We start from the raw sequence: 16,066 nt of genomic DNA, 5'->3' as shown, positions 1-16,066 counted from the left end.
TGAATATTATTTATTTTGTCTTAGGTAGTTATCTATTGAAGATTGGGGAATTTGTGTTCCATCAGATGTTGTGTTAATCAATCCAGCTTTGATTTTCCTTTGAAGTGTATTGAATGACATATTAAGTTCAAAGGCAGCATCCTTTTTGTTATATAACTTCATATGTCTAACTTTCTTTTCCTTAATTCTATCATACTTCTCGAGAGTTTTTAAAAACATTGATTCAAGAGCATGAAACTCAACATTCACGATTTTAAATTGCTTTTCCATTTTAGTATATTTAAACTGTTTAATGAATTTGAAATAACCCCATTTGCATTAACTGTACAATTTTAGTGAATTTATATTTCTATAAACACTTTAATGTAAATATAAATCACATAATACCACTTATTCATATTTAGATTTAATAAAAATGCTAGATAATTTTTCTGAAAAGTTTCTTTTAAAGGCAAAAGAAAAAGGACTATCAACTTCAAAAATTGCAAGAGAAATTGGTGTTAGCCGAGGTGGACTTTATAATATGCTAGAAGCTCCAAACAGCATAAAAATAGGACTACTTCTGAAAATGTGTGAATTAATTAATTGGGAGATTTTCGAGGCGCTCCAAATAGATGATTACTCACAAAATAGCACAGACATAATAGATTTCAATTATCTCTATGACTTACCTGAAGTAATTTTATCACACAACTATTCAGTCAAAGATTTAGAGTTATTTATTGGAATATCAAAGGAGCTATTTCTCGATAAAATAAAAACTGAGTCAATAGATAGAAAAGAATTATTATCTATTTGTGGCTTCTTTAATATTCCCTTAGATTTATTTTATAAAGAACAATACAAAAGAGAACTGGCAGGAATTACACCACTACAATATAATAAACATAAGAATATCATTAACTTAGCAAAGATTCGCGTGGAATATGAAAATGCTATTATAAAGACTAAATTAGATGTAATAAACCTGATAAATGAAATTTTTAATGAGAAATCATCCGTTAGCCTAAATTCTATAAACTTCTATGAAACTTATCGCAGAGGAGATGACTACTCGAATTTTGCAATATCAATTATTGGTGATAATTCTGCTATACCTATTGTATTTCTCTCCAATACTCCTGACCATTCCCTATTTATTCAACCTGTTATTGAAGATATTTCTGAGAGCATTAATAAAAAATTTCTACAAGTAGGAAATACTAATATTCACGATATTATCTGGTGCGAATTATCTTATTTTTCAAAGGATAAGATTAATATTGCTCTTGTCAAATCGGAGTCCAATACAGAATTTAGAAATCCTCAATGGCTAACAATTAAAAACATTTACGATAAAAACATTAAAGCTAACCACGCACAAGTAAAAGAGTTTTTAAACATGGAATAGTACTGTTGTACTGAATAGTACTTTTTTAGTACTGGAATATTTAATTGATAATCTACACTTTATAACAACCCAGTGCTAAAGTACAATCTTTTACTTAAATTAGTAAGGTAGTATATAAGTAAAAGCTGACTTATAAATTGTTTGACAATTGCTTTTACAAAAGCTCTTTAATTTGATTATAAATATCTGGAAATAAACAAGGTGCTGGACCGGGGTTCGATCCCCCGCAGCTCCACCAGAAAGTGAAATAATTTGAAATCAAACACTTCAAATTATTTCACTTTCAGTTATTTAGACAAATTCTATTAAACTTCTTGAATGTCTATTTTGCACATATCCTATTAGATGGAAGGCTACACAACAATACACTAAACTACCAAGCTTTTTTAGTGAGTCAGATATTCATATAATTTTTCTACCGCCCTTCTTAGCATTTGTTCAGCTTGTCGTTTTATTTGTGGTAGAGGCAATTCATGATCTGTTGAAGAAAAAATAACGTCAAAACATTCAGGGTGCTTTTTAACAAAACCGGCAATACCAATCACCTTTTTGCCGGCATTATGTGCCATCAAAGCTAAACTACCGGCTCCCTTTCCCATTAAAGTCTGCTCATCAATACAACCTTCTCCAGTTATTACAACATCTGCCCACTCGATAGCATCATTAAAGTTCAGCAAGGAATTAAAATAATCAGAACCTGATTCAATTTTCCATTTGCTAGAAAAAGCAACAATTGGTAATGCCATCCCACCTGCGGCTCCAAGGCCAGTAATAGTATTTAGATTAGTACCGACTAACTCTGATAATTCCTTTACGACTTTACTCATAGCCAACTCTAGCTTATCAACTGATGTACTGTCGGCCCCTTTTTGAGGACCAAAAATACGAGCCGCACCATTCGGCCCTAGTAAAACATTATCAACATCGGTAATTATTTTAAAGTTGATATCTTTTACAAGATTAGCAAAATGCTGTAAGTTAAAACTGTACTCATCAAGCAGCCAGTTTTTCTCAGCAAAAGAACCAGATGTAAGCGCACGTATGATTCCAGCACCGCCATCAACTGTGGCACTACCTCCTAAAAACAGATGAATATTCTTACACCCTTGTTTGATGGCATGTTTAACTAATTGCCCCGTACCATAGCTATTTAATCTTAGAGGTAACTGTTTATCCGACTTAACCAGGGTGATACCACTCACATTGGCGACTTCTATATAGGCAATACCTTTTTGTATGAGATAAAACCCTTCTACTAATTCACCACAAGGATTATAACAAGTTAAATTTACACGCTCAACATTTAATCGATTTTGAATAAGTTCAAGAGAACCTTCTCCTCCATCGGCCAATGGCATCGTTTTAATATTAAAAAATTGGTTTGCCGATAAGCATGTACTAACAATTTGAGACACTTCTGCTGCGCTTAATGTTCCCTTAAATGAGTCAGGTGCAATAAGAACATTCATCACTACCAAACAGCTTTAATGGAAGTACCAGGGAAAAATGGATTTTCGATAAATGCAGAATAATCACGATAGTACTCACTTTTTAATCCAATGTACGGTTTATCGGTATTAACCGCTTCTCCTGCCTTGTACCATTTAATGGTATTGGTTTTATCCATTACATCATTAACATATACAGCTCCAACACCATTATCGTAAGCCAATTTATACATAATTTTCTGTTGACCAGTAATTAATTTGCCAACCTTTTTGGGTAAATTATATAGTAAAGGTGTTAAATGCTCAAACTTTAGGTAATTCATCGACAAATTCAATGTATCCAATTTGGTACAGTTAGTTAATTCTAACATCATTTTTTGGATGTTGTTATTTTCGAGCGATAAATACTGTAAATCAGGTGAGTAAACAGAGTAACGAATAGAATCTAATCGATTATTACTAATATCCAACTGTGCTAACATGGTTGTATCGGCAAATACAGGGCTAAAAACATTTAAGTGATTATTACTGATATCTAACGCCTTAAGATTAAATAGCGAACTTAAGTTACTCGTAAACTCGCTAAAAAGATTGTTTGATAAATCAATTTTTTCCAACTGTGAACTTAGTACATCATCAGCTAATATGCCGGCAATTTCATTATTAGAAACATCAAGCCCTACCAGCTCCTCGAACATTTTAAAATCTGTTGGAATATATCCTCTCAGATGATTATTAGACAATTCTATATCAGTCACATTACCAGCTTTGTCAAAAGTAATTCCATGAAGTGCAACAAATGATTTTGGTAATCGTTTTCCGCGTTTTATTTGCTTCCAACCTTCGTTACTATACCACTTATCACCCTGTAATTCGTTGTAAAAACTGGATAATGCTATCACTTGTTCTTTTGGAACATCAATATTCAGGTAGGCCTGATATGAATAATCTAAACCAGGCAGGTCAGGATGACTAATCACGCATTCTATCAGGCCTTTATACTTGTTATTTATCACTAACTGATTGGAATTACTCTTAACTAGTTTATCATTAAAATACCAATCAATATTAAGGCTATCAATTCGTGCAATTAAAGAATATACACTTTGATTTGAATTAACTTTTTGCCACTTTAACAACCCTGGTGAATATTGGTTTTTGTATGTAAAATGAGTAGCTGTTTTTCCAAATGTTTGACGGGCATTAATTAAAAAGTCAGCAGCTAAATGATTATTATTTAGCGTAATTGAATCCATTTGAACCCCCATTGAAAAGCTTAATTCCAAATCATTCAATAAATTATCGTCCAATAATAGATTCTTTAAATATGAGCTCCACTCCACATCCAACGCCAATGTTTTAAGCTTATTTTTCTGAAGATTAATATCTTTAAGCAAAGAGCAACCTTTAAAGTCAAAGTAAGCTTGTTCAATGATATTATTGGATGCATCGAGCGATTCAAAAAACCAACATTCGTTTAAGTCAAGTTTTAAAAGTGCGATATTATTGTTCGAAAAATCAAGACTTTGTAAATTAAAACTATTTGATAAGTTAGCAACAAAAAAGAAAAGTTCGTTATTTGATAAATCAATTTCATTTAGAAAGAACAAGTCATCAAATTCGATATCAAATTGTACCAGACGATTATTATTAAGTAATATTCTTTCAAGGTTATAGCACAATTCAAGGTTGTTGTCTAAAAAGCTAATTTGATTAAAGCTAAGATTCAGATATCTAAGCTCAGTTAACTCTTTAAAAGAAAATGGAATATTGTAGAGTCGATTATGTGCCAGGTTAAGATTCCTCAACTTACGCATTTTACCGATTGGCGTTCCAATGTATTCAACTCGATTATTACTTAAATCAAGGGTATGTAAAAACTTGCAGCTATCAAGATTATGCGTAAACTGCTTAAAATCATTATTATCAAGAATCAAATATCGTAATCGTGGACAATAATTTAATTTGCTCTCGATAAAGCTAATGTAATTTTCACCCAGATCAAGATAGACCAGCTGTTCGTTATTGCGCAGATTATAATTAAACCTCGAAATATAATTGCCCCTTAGGTTAAGCTCCCTTAACTGTGGAAATAAGTAAAAGTTTATATTAGGATGACTTAGTTTATTATAACTTAAATCAAGTACTTTAGTCCGAAAACCATTGACTTTTAAATCCGAAAAATGACTTAATTGATTGTGCGAAACATCTAATGTTTCTAGTTTATGATTGGCTCTTAAATCAAGACTAAAAGTATCTAATTGGTTATGAGCCAGATTAAGTTCTTTTAATTCGCGACAATTAAAAAGCTTAAGTTTTACACTTTCTAACTTGTTTTTATTCAGCGAGAGGCTTTCTAGTTTATCCTGATTAAGCAAATCAATTTCAAATTTTTGCAACTGGTTATCAGACAGGTTAATAACCTTCAAATTTGGGCAATGAAATAGCTTTGCTTCAAATTCTGATATTGCATTTCCATTAAGTTTTAATACTTCAAGCTTCCAGTTTCTTCTAAAATCAATTTGAAATTGAGCAATACTGTTATTGCTAATATCTACATACTTAAGTTCAGGACAGGTTTTAAAATCATACTCAAATTCGCTTAATTGATTATTCGATAAATCGATACGATCAATGGCTATGCATTTGTTTAACTGAGCCGAAAATTCATATATCTGATTGTTTCTAAGCACCAATATTTCAAGACGATGGTGATTATTTAATTGTTGATTAAAGACCGAAAGTCGGTTATTGCCTAAAAATAATTTATTAAGCTTAGTATTGTAACGCAAACTGGGCGCAAAAAACTCAAGATTGTTATTGCCAAGATTTAGCACCTCAAGATTTCGACAGGCATTAATATTAACATCAAACTTATAAAGATTATTACCCCACAAATCAATCTCTCTTAACTCTTTAGAATTACTTAAATCAAGATTTAGATCTGAAATACGATTAGAGTTAAGGAGTAACCTAAATAATTGTGGATTATTTTTAAAATTCCCTTCGAAATTTGTTAACTCATTGAAAGATAAATCTAATACTTGCAACTTTTTGCAGCCATTAATTGAACTACTAAATGATTCAATTTTATTGGATGCCAAATACAAACCAGTTAAATTCCTACAGGCCGACAGGTTAAAATCAAAGTTGATTAACTCGTTATTACTCAAGGCCAGTCGCTGTAGCGATGAACATCCATTTATGTTTGGATGAAAATCAATCAAGAAGTTGTGCGATAAATTCAACTCTTTCAGCACAGTGAAACTACTCAAATCATTATCAAACTCTGACAGCTGATTATGATCTAGAAACAAGGTATGGAGTTTATTATGCTTAGACGAATGGCAATGAAACGCCTTAATATTATTATAACTCAATAACAAAACTTGCAGGTTTGGCAATCGATCAATATCAAGAGAAATACTATCTAACTGGTTTTTTATGATATTGAGACGCTTCAGGCTATTAGTATTTGAAAAATCCAGTATAAAAGTTTGTAAACGATTTCCTGATAGTTCTAATTCCTGGAGGTAATTGAGTTCGTTAAAATTAACCTTCAGTTCCTCTAGATTATTCTCACTCAAATTCAACACATTAAGTGCTGCATTTTTTCCGAATGTAATATCACAATACCCAATAGTGTTATTCGAGATATCAAATTGCTCTAAGTATGATAAAAACGAAAAATCAGCTATTAACGAATCTGATGAAATAATGTGAGAAGCTTTAATTTTGGTAATACGTCCATTTCGATTTAAATACACAAAACTGTCATCAGGGATACCATCATCATCCTGATCGAGTTCAGGTAAAACACCTAACAAGAGCTTAAACTCCTCCTCCACTGATTGAGAATAAGTTACATGCTTACAAAAAGCAAATAGCAGCAAAAGCAATATTAGATATGACTTGGACATTTTTGTGATTAATCTTTCCCTACAAAACTGTTAACGTATGTTAACAAACATAGTTGATTAATTCGATTTATCAAAGAACATCGGTCGCCAAACAATAATATAAGGCCAATTTTTTCCAGTTAAATACACCTTATTTTTATCAGCATCAAAGGCAATCCCATTCAAAACACCAGCATCAGGATATTGATGGCGGTCAATGCACTCTGACACATCAATTTCCATCATTACTTTACCGTCCTTTGGTTCTACAACAATTATTTTATCACTTCCCAAAACATTGGCCCAAACCTGCCCATTAATGTATTCCAGTTCATTAATATAGGCAACCGGCCCACGATGACTAAACACTTCTTTGATTGAATCAACTTCAAATGTTTCAGAAAGATAATAAAGTTTATTGGTACCATCAGAAGCCACAAAACCATCGTTATCAGCTGTTATTCCCCAACCTTCCTGCTTAAACGAATACCTTTTAATCTGCTCCAAATCCTCTGAAAACACATATCTCAATTCATCTTTCCAGGTTAAAACATGTAAACTATCATTCAAAAAAGCAATTCCTTCGGCAAAAATCTCAGGATTGAGTTGAGCCTTTTTAATGATATCACCTGTTTTGGGATTAAGCATTCGCAGAGATGAATGCCCTACTAATCCAGTGGATTCGTACATTAAATCATTGTGCCAAACCAATCCTTGAGTAAATGCATTCTCATCATGCTTTAATAAACTGTAATTATCGACCTTATATTGAAGTGGTTCAACGTCTGAAACCATGTACAAACGCTCATACGAGCGTCGCTTCTTACCTTCTGAATAAAACACCAAATCAAGTTCATTAATTCCTGGCGATAATCTTCTTCCAGAAATCTTAAATTCCAATGAATCCTGAACAATTTGCACTTTGCCAGATTGTAAATTTTTGACTGAATCCAGAATATGCATCTTACTTGGCAAACGGTAAACTGCCGTATCATCATATGCTATTATCCGCCACTGAGGATTATTACCATTTGGAGGATATTCGAGGTATATACCACAACTGGCACATATCAAGACACATAAAACAATCAGTAGATTTTTCATTTCTTTAAAGCAAATACATAGCAGACATTTCATACAAACTTAAAATCAGAGCAATTGCCGCGATTCATAAATTTGTTCAAGTGCTTGTTTCAACACAGCCCTGGGACTAGCTACATTTAGGCGCATAAACCCTCTTCCTTCTGCACCAAATGACAAACCATCGTTCAAACCCACTTTGGCTTTATATGCCAGAAATTCCTTCAAATGCTTTTGATTCAAACTCCATTCACTAAAATCTATCCAGATCAGATAAGTTGCCTCAGGTCTGAAAAATGATAATTCAGGCAGTTTATTCTTTAAAAACTCTTCTATAAATAAAACATTCGATTCTAAATAAGCAGTCAATTCTTTTAACCAACCTTTACCCACGTTGTAGGCCGATGTGAGCGCCACTCCACTATACAAGTGGCCCATATGTAATTGCAATCTGTTTTGTGTAGTACGGTAGCCTTTTAGAAACTTATCATTAGCTGTAACAACATAGGATGTACTAAAGCCTGCAATATTAAAAGTTTTTGATGGCGCCATAAATGAGATACAATTCATTGCAGCTTCTTCACTTATTGATGCAAATGGAATGTGCTTATGACCAAACAAGGCTAAATCAGAATGTATCTCATCAGCCAATACCAACACATTGTGCTTCTTACAGATCGAATGGATTTTTAAGAGCTCTTCTTCAGTCCAAACTCGCCCAACAGGATTATGAGGCGAACACAAGATGTAGATTTTTGTCGTTTCAAGGGCTGCTTGTTGCTCAAGTAACTCATAATCTATTTCATATCGACTTCCATTATTAATCAGACTATTTTTAATAACCTTACGCCCATTATCAGCAATCACTGAATAAAACGGAGGATAAACTGGCGTATTTATAATAACGCCATCGCCCTCATTTGAAAATGCCAAAACAGAAAATACTAATGCCGGCACAACTCCTGGTGAATATTCAATCCAATCCTTATTAATCTCCCACTCATGTTTATACTTACACCAGTTTACTATAGCCTCAGTAAATTCCTCTTTTCGAATCGTATAACCATATACCTCATGATTCGAGCGAGCCTGAATAGCCTTCTGCACCTCTGGTGGAGCAGCAAAATCCATGTCTGCCACCCAAAGTGGTATAAGGTCTTCTGTGCCAAAATATTTTTCACGCAAATCAAGCTTATAGGCATTTGTGCCTTTTCGCTCAATTACTTTATCAAAATCATACATGCTGGTCTTTTATTAATGTGTGCATCTAAAAAAAGGGCCGAAGCCCTTTAAAATACGTAATATTCTTAAATCAACTTTTTATTCACTTATAAATTCAACATCAATAGTTTCAACTGAAACATTGGGAACCTCAGCATTATCATACATAGTAAGGGTTAATCGATATATACCTCCAGTACATGCAGCTTCAATAGGAACTCCAAACAACTGTGGTTCGTTTACATCCTTAGATCTTTCTTCGTTGAAATTAATCGTATGAGTTTCTCCATTTTCTGCAGGCGTCCACGGAGAACCAATTCCTTTAAGCGCAGCCTTACCGGGTGTGGCCTCAATATATTCTATAGTAATATCACACTTGCCAAGCCCCTTATTATCTTTAAAAATTGCAACTAAAGGTAAATCCATATAGCCACTTGCTTTATTGAATTGCTGATTTGCTACCGGCGTGGTAATTACAACTGTTGGTCCTTCTGTATCCGGTCCTTCATCATCACTACCACAGGCAATGGCTCCAATTAATAGTAGACTAAGGGCTAAAGTCTTTGTTAATTTTGTTATCATAGGTTTAAATTTTCTACAAATATAATTTTTTCGACTACACATGAAACGTTATTAAAGACAAATTTTCAATTCTACTTAAGGTTTTCCCAATACCATCCGATGGCTTCTTTCAAACCTTTTTTAATATCATATTGAGGCTGATAAGCAAGTAGTCTATTCGCTTTGTCGACCGAAGCCAAGCTATGAGGAATATCACCTTCCCTTTCTGGTCCGTATTTAATTTCAACTTTGGAAATATCATTATCGTACTCACTTAAGTATTCCTGAAGATAAGCTACCAACTCATTAAGGGTTGTTCGTTCGCCATAAGCTACGTTATACACTGTATTTATAGCTTCGCTGCTTTCAACTACTGCAGCTAACTCATTGGCCTGAACCACATTATCGATATAAGTAAAATCACGTGAATAATTGCCATCTCCATTTATAAGCGGTGATTCTTTACTCATTAAAGCTTTCACAAATTTAGGTATGACAGCTGCATAAGCACCATCTGGGTCTTGTCGTCGTCCGAATACATTAAAGTAACGAAGACCGATAATTTGCATATCATAAAGCTTAGCAAAAACATCGGCATACAACTCATTAACGTATTTGGTGATCGCATACGGAGATAATGGTTTCCCAATAACATCCTCTACCTTTGGCAGGTTTGTACTATCGCCATAAGTAGATGAACTTGCAGCATATACGATGCGTTTAACGTCATTATCACGAGCAGCGATTAGTATATTCATAAAACCTGAAACATTTACTTCATTTGAAGTAATAGGATCGGCAATAGAACGTGGTACCGAACCCAGTGCTGCCTGATGTAAAACAACATCCACACCTTTTATCGCTTGAATGCAATCATCCATATTTCTAATGTCGCCTTCGATTAACTTAAAGGCTTTATCCGATAAAAAAGGTTCAACATTCGTTCTCTTACCGGTTGCAAAATTATCCAGACAAACCACTTGGTTATTCTGCGTTAATAGTTTTTCACAAAGGTTTGAGCCAATAAAACCCGCCCCACCGGTAACCAGTACTTTTTTATTTTTAAGTTGTCTCACCATTTTATTGTTCTTTACTATGTAAATGTAATAAAGCACATAGCAATTTCATTACCTGTTCGACATTTTTTTCACGTTATTGGTCAAATCTTAAAACAAAAAAAAGCGACCAATGGTCGCTTTTAATCTTTAATATTAATATGACTTATTTGGCATAACTAATAGCTCGAGTCTCTCTAATAACAGTAATCTTCACCTGTCCAGGATATGTCATTTCCGTTTGAATCTTACGAGCAATTTCATAAGACAACTCTTCAGCTTCTTTGTCTGATGTCTTTTCAGCACCTACGATAACACGTAACTCACGACCAGCCTGAATTGCATATGTTTTCAACACACCAGGATGAGATAAAGCCAAACTTTCCAAATCTTTCAAACGCTTAATGTAAGCTTCTACAATTTCGCGGCGCGCACCTGGACGAGCTCCTGAAATGGCATCACATACCTGAACAATTGGTGCAATCATAGTTGTCATTTCCACTTCGTCGTGGTGAGCACCTATAGCGTTGCAAATATCAGCCTTCTCTTTGTATTTTTCAGCTAACTTCATACCAAGAATCGCGTGTGGCAATTCTGGATCCTCATCAGATACTTTACCAATATCGTGTAATAAACCTGCTCGCTTAGCCCGCTTAGCATTCAAACCAAGCTCGGTGGCCATTATGGCACATAAATTAGCCGTTTCACGCGAGTGTTGTAACAAGTTCTGACCGTATGATGAACGGTATTTCATTTTACCAACTAATTTAATTAGTTCGGAATGTAAACCATGAATACCCAAATCAATTGCCGTTCGCTTACCAGTTTCAAGAATTTCTTCTTCAACCTGCTTACGCACCTTATTAACCACTTCTTCGATACGTGCCGGGTGAATACGTCCATCGGTCACTAATTGGTGAAGTGCCAGACGGGCAATTTCACGACGCATTGGGTCAAAAGCAGAAAGAACAATGGCTTCTGGTGTATCATCTACAATAATCTCAACACCTGTAGCTGCCTCTAATGCTCTGATATTACGACCTTCACGACCAATAATCCTTCCCTTCATTTCATCAGAATCAATGTGGAAGATGGTTACTGAATTCTCAATTGCTGTTTCGGTTGCAACACGCTGAACAGTTTGAAGAACGATTCGTTTAGCCTCTTTATTCGCATTGATTTTGGCATCATCCATTATATCGTTAATATACGACATAGCTTCCGTCTTAGCCTCCGCTTTCATGCTTTCAATAAGCATTTCTTTAGCTTCATCGCCCGACATACCTGAAATTGCTTCCAATTGCTCTACTTGTTGCTTATGAGCTTTATTGACCTCTTCAGTCTTTTTCTCAACTAATTCCAATTGAGCTGTCAGGTTTTCACGAATCGCCTCTACTTCTTTCTTCTTTCGATTCTGCTCTTCGATACGTTGAGAAATACCAGATTCTTTTTGCTTTAGTTTATTTTCAGCGTTAACCATCTTAGAGTTACGAGAGTTAATCTCTTTCTCGTGCTCAGTACGTAACTGAAGAAACTTCTCTTTAGCTTGTAAAATTTTATCTTTCTTGATGACTTCGGCTTCTGCCTCGGCCTCTCTCACAATTTGCTCACTTCTGCTTTTTAGTGCTTTGGTTATTATCAGCCATGTAACCAAACCTCCAAATATCAGAGCTCCAATCGCGATTCCTATTACTATTGGTAATTCCATATTATCGCATTTATATATATAACAAAACCGTATCATAATGCTATGTTTCACTTAAAGAAACACAACAAACAATACGGGTAAATTTCAGTTTTAGAATGACTTACTTATAAAACCTTATCAGTTCTCTCAGCTAGTACATTATCTAATTGCTCATTTAAATCGCGAACCATTTCAATAAATGGATCAACATCATGACGGTTTTCCAATTCCAGTAACTTAATGACGTACTGCAGGGTAGCCATTGCTAAAAAATCCTGCACATCTTTATCTGAATAACGTTGCTTATATTGTAAAACCTTTTCATTAATGAGTTTAGCAGCTAAGCGGATGCGTTCTTCATCATTGCGATCAATCCGCAATGGGTAATACCTGTCGGCAATATTAACGCGTATAGATAACTTATCTTCCATTTAACTAGCTTAACGGTTTAAAAGTGCAATACACTTATCAATTTCCCGCACAATTTGACTGATCCTCTTTTTGGTATCACTGGCTTCCGTACTTCCGCTAACCAAATCTTTCGTTATTTTTAAATTGTTGAAACGTTGTTCAAGATTATTGTACTCTTGCGAAGCTAACTCTAATTGACTTGTCAATCTACTTTTCTCATCTTCCAACAGTTGCACCTCCGACCTCAAGCTTTGGTACTGCTGAACAAGTCTATTAATTTTATCTTTTAACTCAACAATTAGTTCGTTATTTGGATCTGTCATGGCCAAATTTTTCATTACAAAGTTAACATTGGTTTTATAATATAAAAAAAAACCTTTAACTCTTTTGATGGTTTACCTTTCATATCAATGCTTCTTTTAATTAAGCATTGGAATGAATGTGAAAGCAAGATAATTAAAATTCAGCTACATTTGCCAACGATATGATAAAAACAGAGCGAAGGAATAAAATGGAAGATTGGTTGCCTACTTCAGCCAAAGAAGTAGAGCGACGTGGATGGGACAGTGTTGATGTGATTTTATTTACTGGTGATGCCTATATCGATCACCCAGCATTTGGTGCGGCTGTAGTTGGCCGAATGCTTGAAGCTCATGGCTTGAAAGTGGCCATTATTCCACAACCCAATTGGCGCGATGATTTACGAGATTTTAAAAAATTGGGTCGCCCAAACTATTTTTTTGGTGTTACTGCCGGAGCCATGGATTCAATGGTCAATCATTATACGGCTAATCGCCGCCTTCGTTCTGATGATGCCTACACGCCTGACGGCCGTGCCGGTCAGCGCCCCGATTATGCCTCTGTTGTATATTGTAACATCCTCAAAGATTTATATCCTGACACACCTGTTTTATTGGGAGGCATTGAAGCATCCTTACGAAGAGTAACCCATTATGATTATTGGTCAGACAAGCTTAAACCGGGCATATTAGCTGAATCAAAAGCTGATTTATTGGTTTACGGCATGGGCGAACAACCTTTGTTGGAAATCATTCGCTTGATTGATAGAGGAGTACCGATCGATAGTCTTAAAACCATACCTCAAACTGCATTTTTATTAGAGGACGGTAGTTCATTGCCAAAAAACAAGAACTGGAAAGACCTGGAGTTATTCTCACATGAAGACTGCTTGCAGGACAAAATAAAATACGCCAAGAACTTCCGCCACGTAGAGGAAGAATCAAACAGATGGAATGCTGCACGCCTCATTCAAGGCGTTGAAAATGGTAAAATAGTCATTAACCCACCATACCCTCCAATGACAACTGGTGAGTTAGATGCATCTTTTGATTTACCATACACACGCTTACCACATCCAAGGTATATCGCCAAAGGGGCGATTCCGGCTTTTGAGATGATCAAATTCTCGGTTAATATGCACCGTGGTTGTTTTGGCGGCTGTAGTTTCTGTACTATTTCGGCTCACCAGGGTAAATTTATTGCTTCACGTTCCAAAGAAAGCATCTTAAAAGAAGTTGACGAAATTGCTCAGATGCCTGATTTTAAAGGGTATCTGTCCGATTTGGGTGGTCCAAGTGCCAACATGTACAAAATGGAAGGTAAAAACCTGAGAATTTGTCAGCGCTGTACACGTCCTTCCTGTATCCATCCAAATATTTGCACCAACCTAGACACTAACCACAGCGAAATGACAGACATATACAAATCTGTTAACCAACGCAATGATATCAAAAAAGCCTTCATTGGCAGTGGAGTTCGTTATGACATGCTTTACAACCCAATGGCCACATCAGAAGAAAAAGACAGCCATAAAGAGTACATGCAAGAGCTTATTGAGCATCATGTATCGGGTCGATTAAAGGTAGCACCAGAGCATACGTCCGACCAAGTGCTTAAAATTATGCGAAAGCCCACTTTCAAGCTATTCCATAAGTTTAAAGCTGATTTTGATCGCATTAACAAAGATAAAAATCTAAACCAACAGATTATTCCTTACTTTATTTCCAGTCATCCAGGAAGTGAAGAGTTAGACATGGCGAATTTAGCTTGCGAGACCCATGATATGGATTTTAAGCTAGAGCAGGTTCAGGACTTTACACCAACTCCCATGACAGTCGCTACGGTTATCTATTATGCAGGCGTTCACCCCTACACCTTGGAAGAAACCTATACGCCACGAACCAAAAATGAAAAACTTCAACAACGGATGTACTTATTTTGGTACAAGAAAGAATACCAGGATAAAATTAAAGAACGCCTGAAAAACTTTAAGCGTTTTGACATGCTTAAAAAGCTATTTCCAGATAAGGAAAATAAAAAGCAGACAAGCAACCACAAACATTCAAAAGGTAAATCATTCAAATCGAAAAAACACTTTAAGAAACGATAACTTTATCATTTATAACAACATGAGAAAAATCTTCTACATTTTATCTTTAACATTACTCTGGGGGTGCGCAGAATTAACTGCCGTAATAGATGCTTACGATACATCAGCACCACTTACCGAAAACGAAGTGGCTAATGGCCTTAAGGAAGCTTTACGGGTTGGCACAGATTCGGCATCAAGTAGACTTGGGCACACTAATGGCTATTATGGTGATGAACTGGTAAGAATTGCGCTACCTAAAGAAGCTGATATTATCGTAAAAAATGCATCTCGCATTCCGGGTGGCGATAAAGTCATTGAAGATGTAGTGAAACATATTAACCGTGCAGCCGAGGATGCCGCTAAAGAAGCCGGACCAGTTTTTTGGAGCGCTATCAAAGGAATGAGTATCACAGATGCTTTTAATATATTGAATGGCGAAAACGATGCTGCTACTCAATACTTAAAGACAAGCACTTACGATGAGTTATTTAAACTTTATAATCCTAAAATACAAGCTTCACTCGATAAAGAAATCGCTGCCGGTGTATCTCCCAATGTATCTTGGGAAACGTTAACTTCAAAATGGAACATGATAGCCGATAATCCACTCGGACAAATGGCTGGCCTTAATACAGTCAATGTTGATTTAGATGCCTATTTAACCGAGCAGGCACTTAATGGACTATTTATTAAAATAGCTGAAGAGGAAGCTCATATTAGAAAAGATCCGATGGCACGTGTCAATGATATTCTTAAACGTGTCTTTGGCAGCTAAGGATTTTCAAATTTATTGAGGAGTCGAGTTGCTTATTTGTCGAATAGAGATAAAACTAAACGACAACTTTAACATTATAAACTGGCTCCTCTTTCACATCCTTAATTCAACTATTTTAAGTTTTTACGATTTCAATCACCTTTATTA

Annotated in this window: 13 protein-coding genes; 3 read left to right on the top strand and 10 right to left on the bottom strand. The window is 35.2% G+C overall.

Annotation, left to right across the window (positions count from 1 at the left end; all coding sequences use genetic code 11):
* Positions 1-6: 6 nt before the first annotated feature.
* On the bottom strand, positions 7-270 hold the full coding sequence (locus JIV24_RS15340) for a helix-turn-helix domain-containing protein (protein WP_200465946.1): 264 nt from the start codon (positions 268-270) through the stop codon (positions 7-9).
* Between the two features lie 145 nt (positions 271-415).
* Here JIV24_RS15340 and JIV24_RS15335 point away from each other — a divergent pair, with 145 nt between their 5' ends.
* Positions 416-1,390: a helix-turn-helix domain-containing protein gene (locus JIV24_RS15335; RefSeq protein ID WP_200465945.1), complete on the top strand. Its 975-nt coding sequence runs from the start codon at positions 416-418 to the stop codon at positions 1,388-1,390.
* 386 nt (positions 1,391-1,776) lie between these two features.
* On the opposite strand, the gene JIV24_RS15330 is transcribed toward JIV24_RS15335, so the two are convergent.
* The 9 genes from JIV24_RS15330 to JIV24_RS15290 form a co-directional block, all read right to left on the bottom strand.
* A complete protein-coding gene (locus JIV24_RS15330; RefSeq protein WP_200465944.1) occupies positions 1,777-2,859 on the bottom strand; it encodes a glycerate kinase in 1,083 nt (360 codons plus the stop codon).
* Between the two features lie 2 nt (positions 2,860-2,861).
* A complete protein-coding gene (locus tag JIV24_RS15325; RefSeq protein WP_200465943.1) occupies positions 2,862-6,758 on the bottom strand; it encodes a leucine-rich repeat domain-containing protein in 3,897 nt (1,298 codons plus the stop codon).
* A gap of 57 nt (positions 6,759-6,815) precedes the next feature.
* Entirely contained in the window at positions 6,816-7,841 is a 1,026-nt protein-coding gene (locus JIV24_RS15320; RefSeq protein WP_200465942.1) for a glutaminyl-peptide cyclotransferase, read from the bottom strand.
* Positions 7,842-7,886: 45 nt separating this feature from the next.
* Positions 7,887-9,059, bottom strand: coding sequence for a MalY/PatB family protein (locus tag JIV24_RS15315; RefSeq protein WP_200465941.1), 1,173 nt, complete (start codon positions 9,057-9,059; stop codon positions 7,887-7,889).
* A 78-nt stretch (positions 9,060-9,137) separates the two neighbouring features.
* Positions 9,138-9,620, bottom strand: a complete 483-nt coding sequence (locus JIV24_RS15310; RefSeq protein WP_200465940.1) for a hypothetical protein — start codon at positions 9,618-9,620, stop codon at positions 9,138-9,140.
* A 71-nt stretch (positions 9,621-9,691) separates the two neighbouring features.
* Positions 9,692-10,678 carry an SDR family oxidoreductase gene (locus tag JIV24_RS15305; protein WP_200465939.1) on the bottom strand — a complete coding sequence of 329 codons (987 nt, stop codon included), beginning with the start codon at positions 10,676-10,678 and terminating at the stop codon, positions 9,692-9,694.
* Positions 10,679-10,820: 142 nt separating this feature from the next.
* The gene (gene rny, locus JIV24_RS15300) at positions 10,821-12,362 is read right to left on the bottom strand and encodes a ribonuclease Y (protein WP_200465938.1); all 1,542 of its coding nucleotides are present in this window, start codon (positions 12,360-12,362) and stop codon (positions 10,821-10,823) included.
* A gap of 104 nt (positions 12,363-12,466) precedes the next feature.
* The gene (locus tag JIV24_RS15295) at positions 12,467-12,772 is read right to left on the bottom strand and encodes a cell division protein ZapA (RefSeq protein WP_200465937.1); all 306 of its coding nucleotides are present in this window, start codon (positions 12,770-12,772) and stop codon (positions 12,467-12,469) included.
* A gap of 9 nt (positions 12,773-12,781) precedes the next feature.
* Complete coding sequence (locus JIV24_RS15290) at positions 12,782-13,075, bottom strand: hypothetical protein (RefSeq protein ID WP_200465936.1); 294 nt, start codon at positions 13,073-13,075, stop codon at positions 12,782-12,784.
* A gap of 161 nt (positions 13,076-13,236) precedes the next feature.
* Here JIV24_RS15290 and JIV24_RS15285 point away from each other — a divergent pair, with 161 nt between their 5' ends.
* Together JIV24_RS15285 and JIV24_RS15280 are read left to right on the top strand one after the other, a co-directional pair.
* Positions 13,237-15,162 (top strand): YgiQ family radical SAM protein, encoded by a 1,926-nt coding sequence (locus tag JIV24_RS15285; protein ID WP_200465935.1) that lies wholly within the window; start codon positions 13,237-13,239, stop codon positions 15,160-15,162.
* A gap of 19 nt (positions 15,163-15,181) precedes the next feature.
* Positions 15,182-15,919, top strand: coding sequence for a DUF4197 domain-containing protein (locus tag JIV24_RS15280; RefSeq protein WP_200465934.1), 738 nt, complete (start codon positions 15,182-15,184; stop codon positions 15,917-15,919).
* Positions 15,920-16,066: the final 147 nt, after the last annotated feature.

Origin of the sequence: Carboxylicivirga marina, from assembly GCF_016612505.1 — a bacterium.
Classification (GTDB): Bacteria; Bacteroidota; Bacteroidia; order Bacteroidales; family Marinilabiliaceae; genus Carboxylicivirga; species Carboxylicivirga marina.
Note: the sequence above shows the minus strand (reverse complement) of the source record. Positions and strands in the feature narration are given on the sequence as shown.

Coding starts and splice junctions, on each gene's coding strand:
- JIV24_RS15335 (WP_200465945.1), top strand. CDS start 416: ATGCTAGATAATTTTTCTGAAAAGTTTCTTTTAAAGGCAAAAGAAAAA.
- JIV24_RS15315 (WP_200465941.1), bottom strand. CDS start 9,059: ATGTATGATTTTGATAAAGTAATTGAGCGAAAAGGCACAAATGCCTAT.
- JIV24_RS15310 (WP_200465940.1), bottom strand. CDS start 9,620: ATGATAACAAAATTAACAAAGACTTTAGCCCTTAGTCTACTATTAATT.
- JIV24_RS15340 (WP_200465946.1), bottom strand. CDS start 270: ATGGAAAAGCAATTTAAAATCGTGAATGTTGAGTTTCATGCTCTTGAA.
- JIV24_RS15320 (WP_200465942.1), bottom strand. CDS start 7,841: ATGAAAAATCTACTGATTGTTTTATGTGTCTTGATATGTGCCAGTTGT.
- JIV24_RS15325 (WP_200465943.1), bottom strand. CDS start 6,758: ATGTCCAAGTCATATCTAATATTGCTTTTGCTGCTATTTGCTTTTTGT.
- JIV24_RS15305 (WP_200465939.1), bottom strand. CDS start 10,678: ATGGTGAGACAACTTAAAAATAAAAAAGTACTGGTTACCGGTGGGGCG.
- JIV24_RS15330 (WP_200465944.1), bottom strand. CDS start 2,859: ATGAATGTTCTTATTGCACCTGACTCATTTAAGGGAACATTAAGCGCA.
- JIV24_RS15290 (WP_200465936.1), bottom strand. CDS start 13,075: ATGACAGATCCAAATAACGAACTAATTGTTGAGTTAAAAGATAAAATT.
- JIV24_RS15295 (WP_200465937.1), bottom strand. CDS start 12,772: ATGGAAGATAAGTTATCTATACGCGTTAATATTGCCGACAGGTATTAC.
- JIV24_RS15285 (WP_200465935.1), top strand. CDS start 13,237: ATGATAAAAACAGAGCGAAGGAATAAAATGGAAGATTGGTTGCCTACT.
- rny (WP_200465938.1), bottom strand. CDS start 12,362: ATGGAATTACCAATAGTAATAGGAATCGCGATTGGAGCTCTGATATTT.
- JIV24_RS15280 (WP_200465934.1), top strand. CDS start 15,182: ATGAGAAAAATCTTCTACATTTTATCTTTAACATTACTCTGGGGGTGC.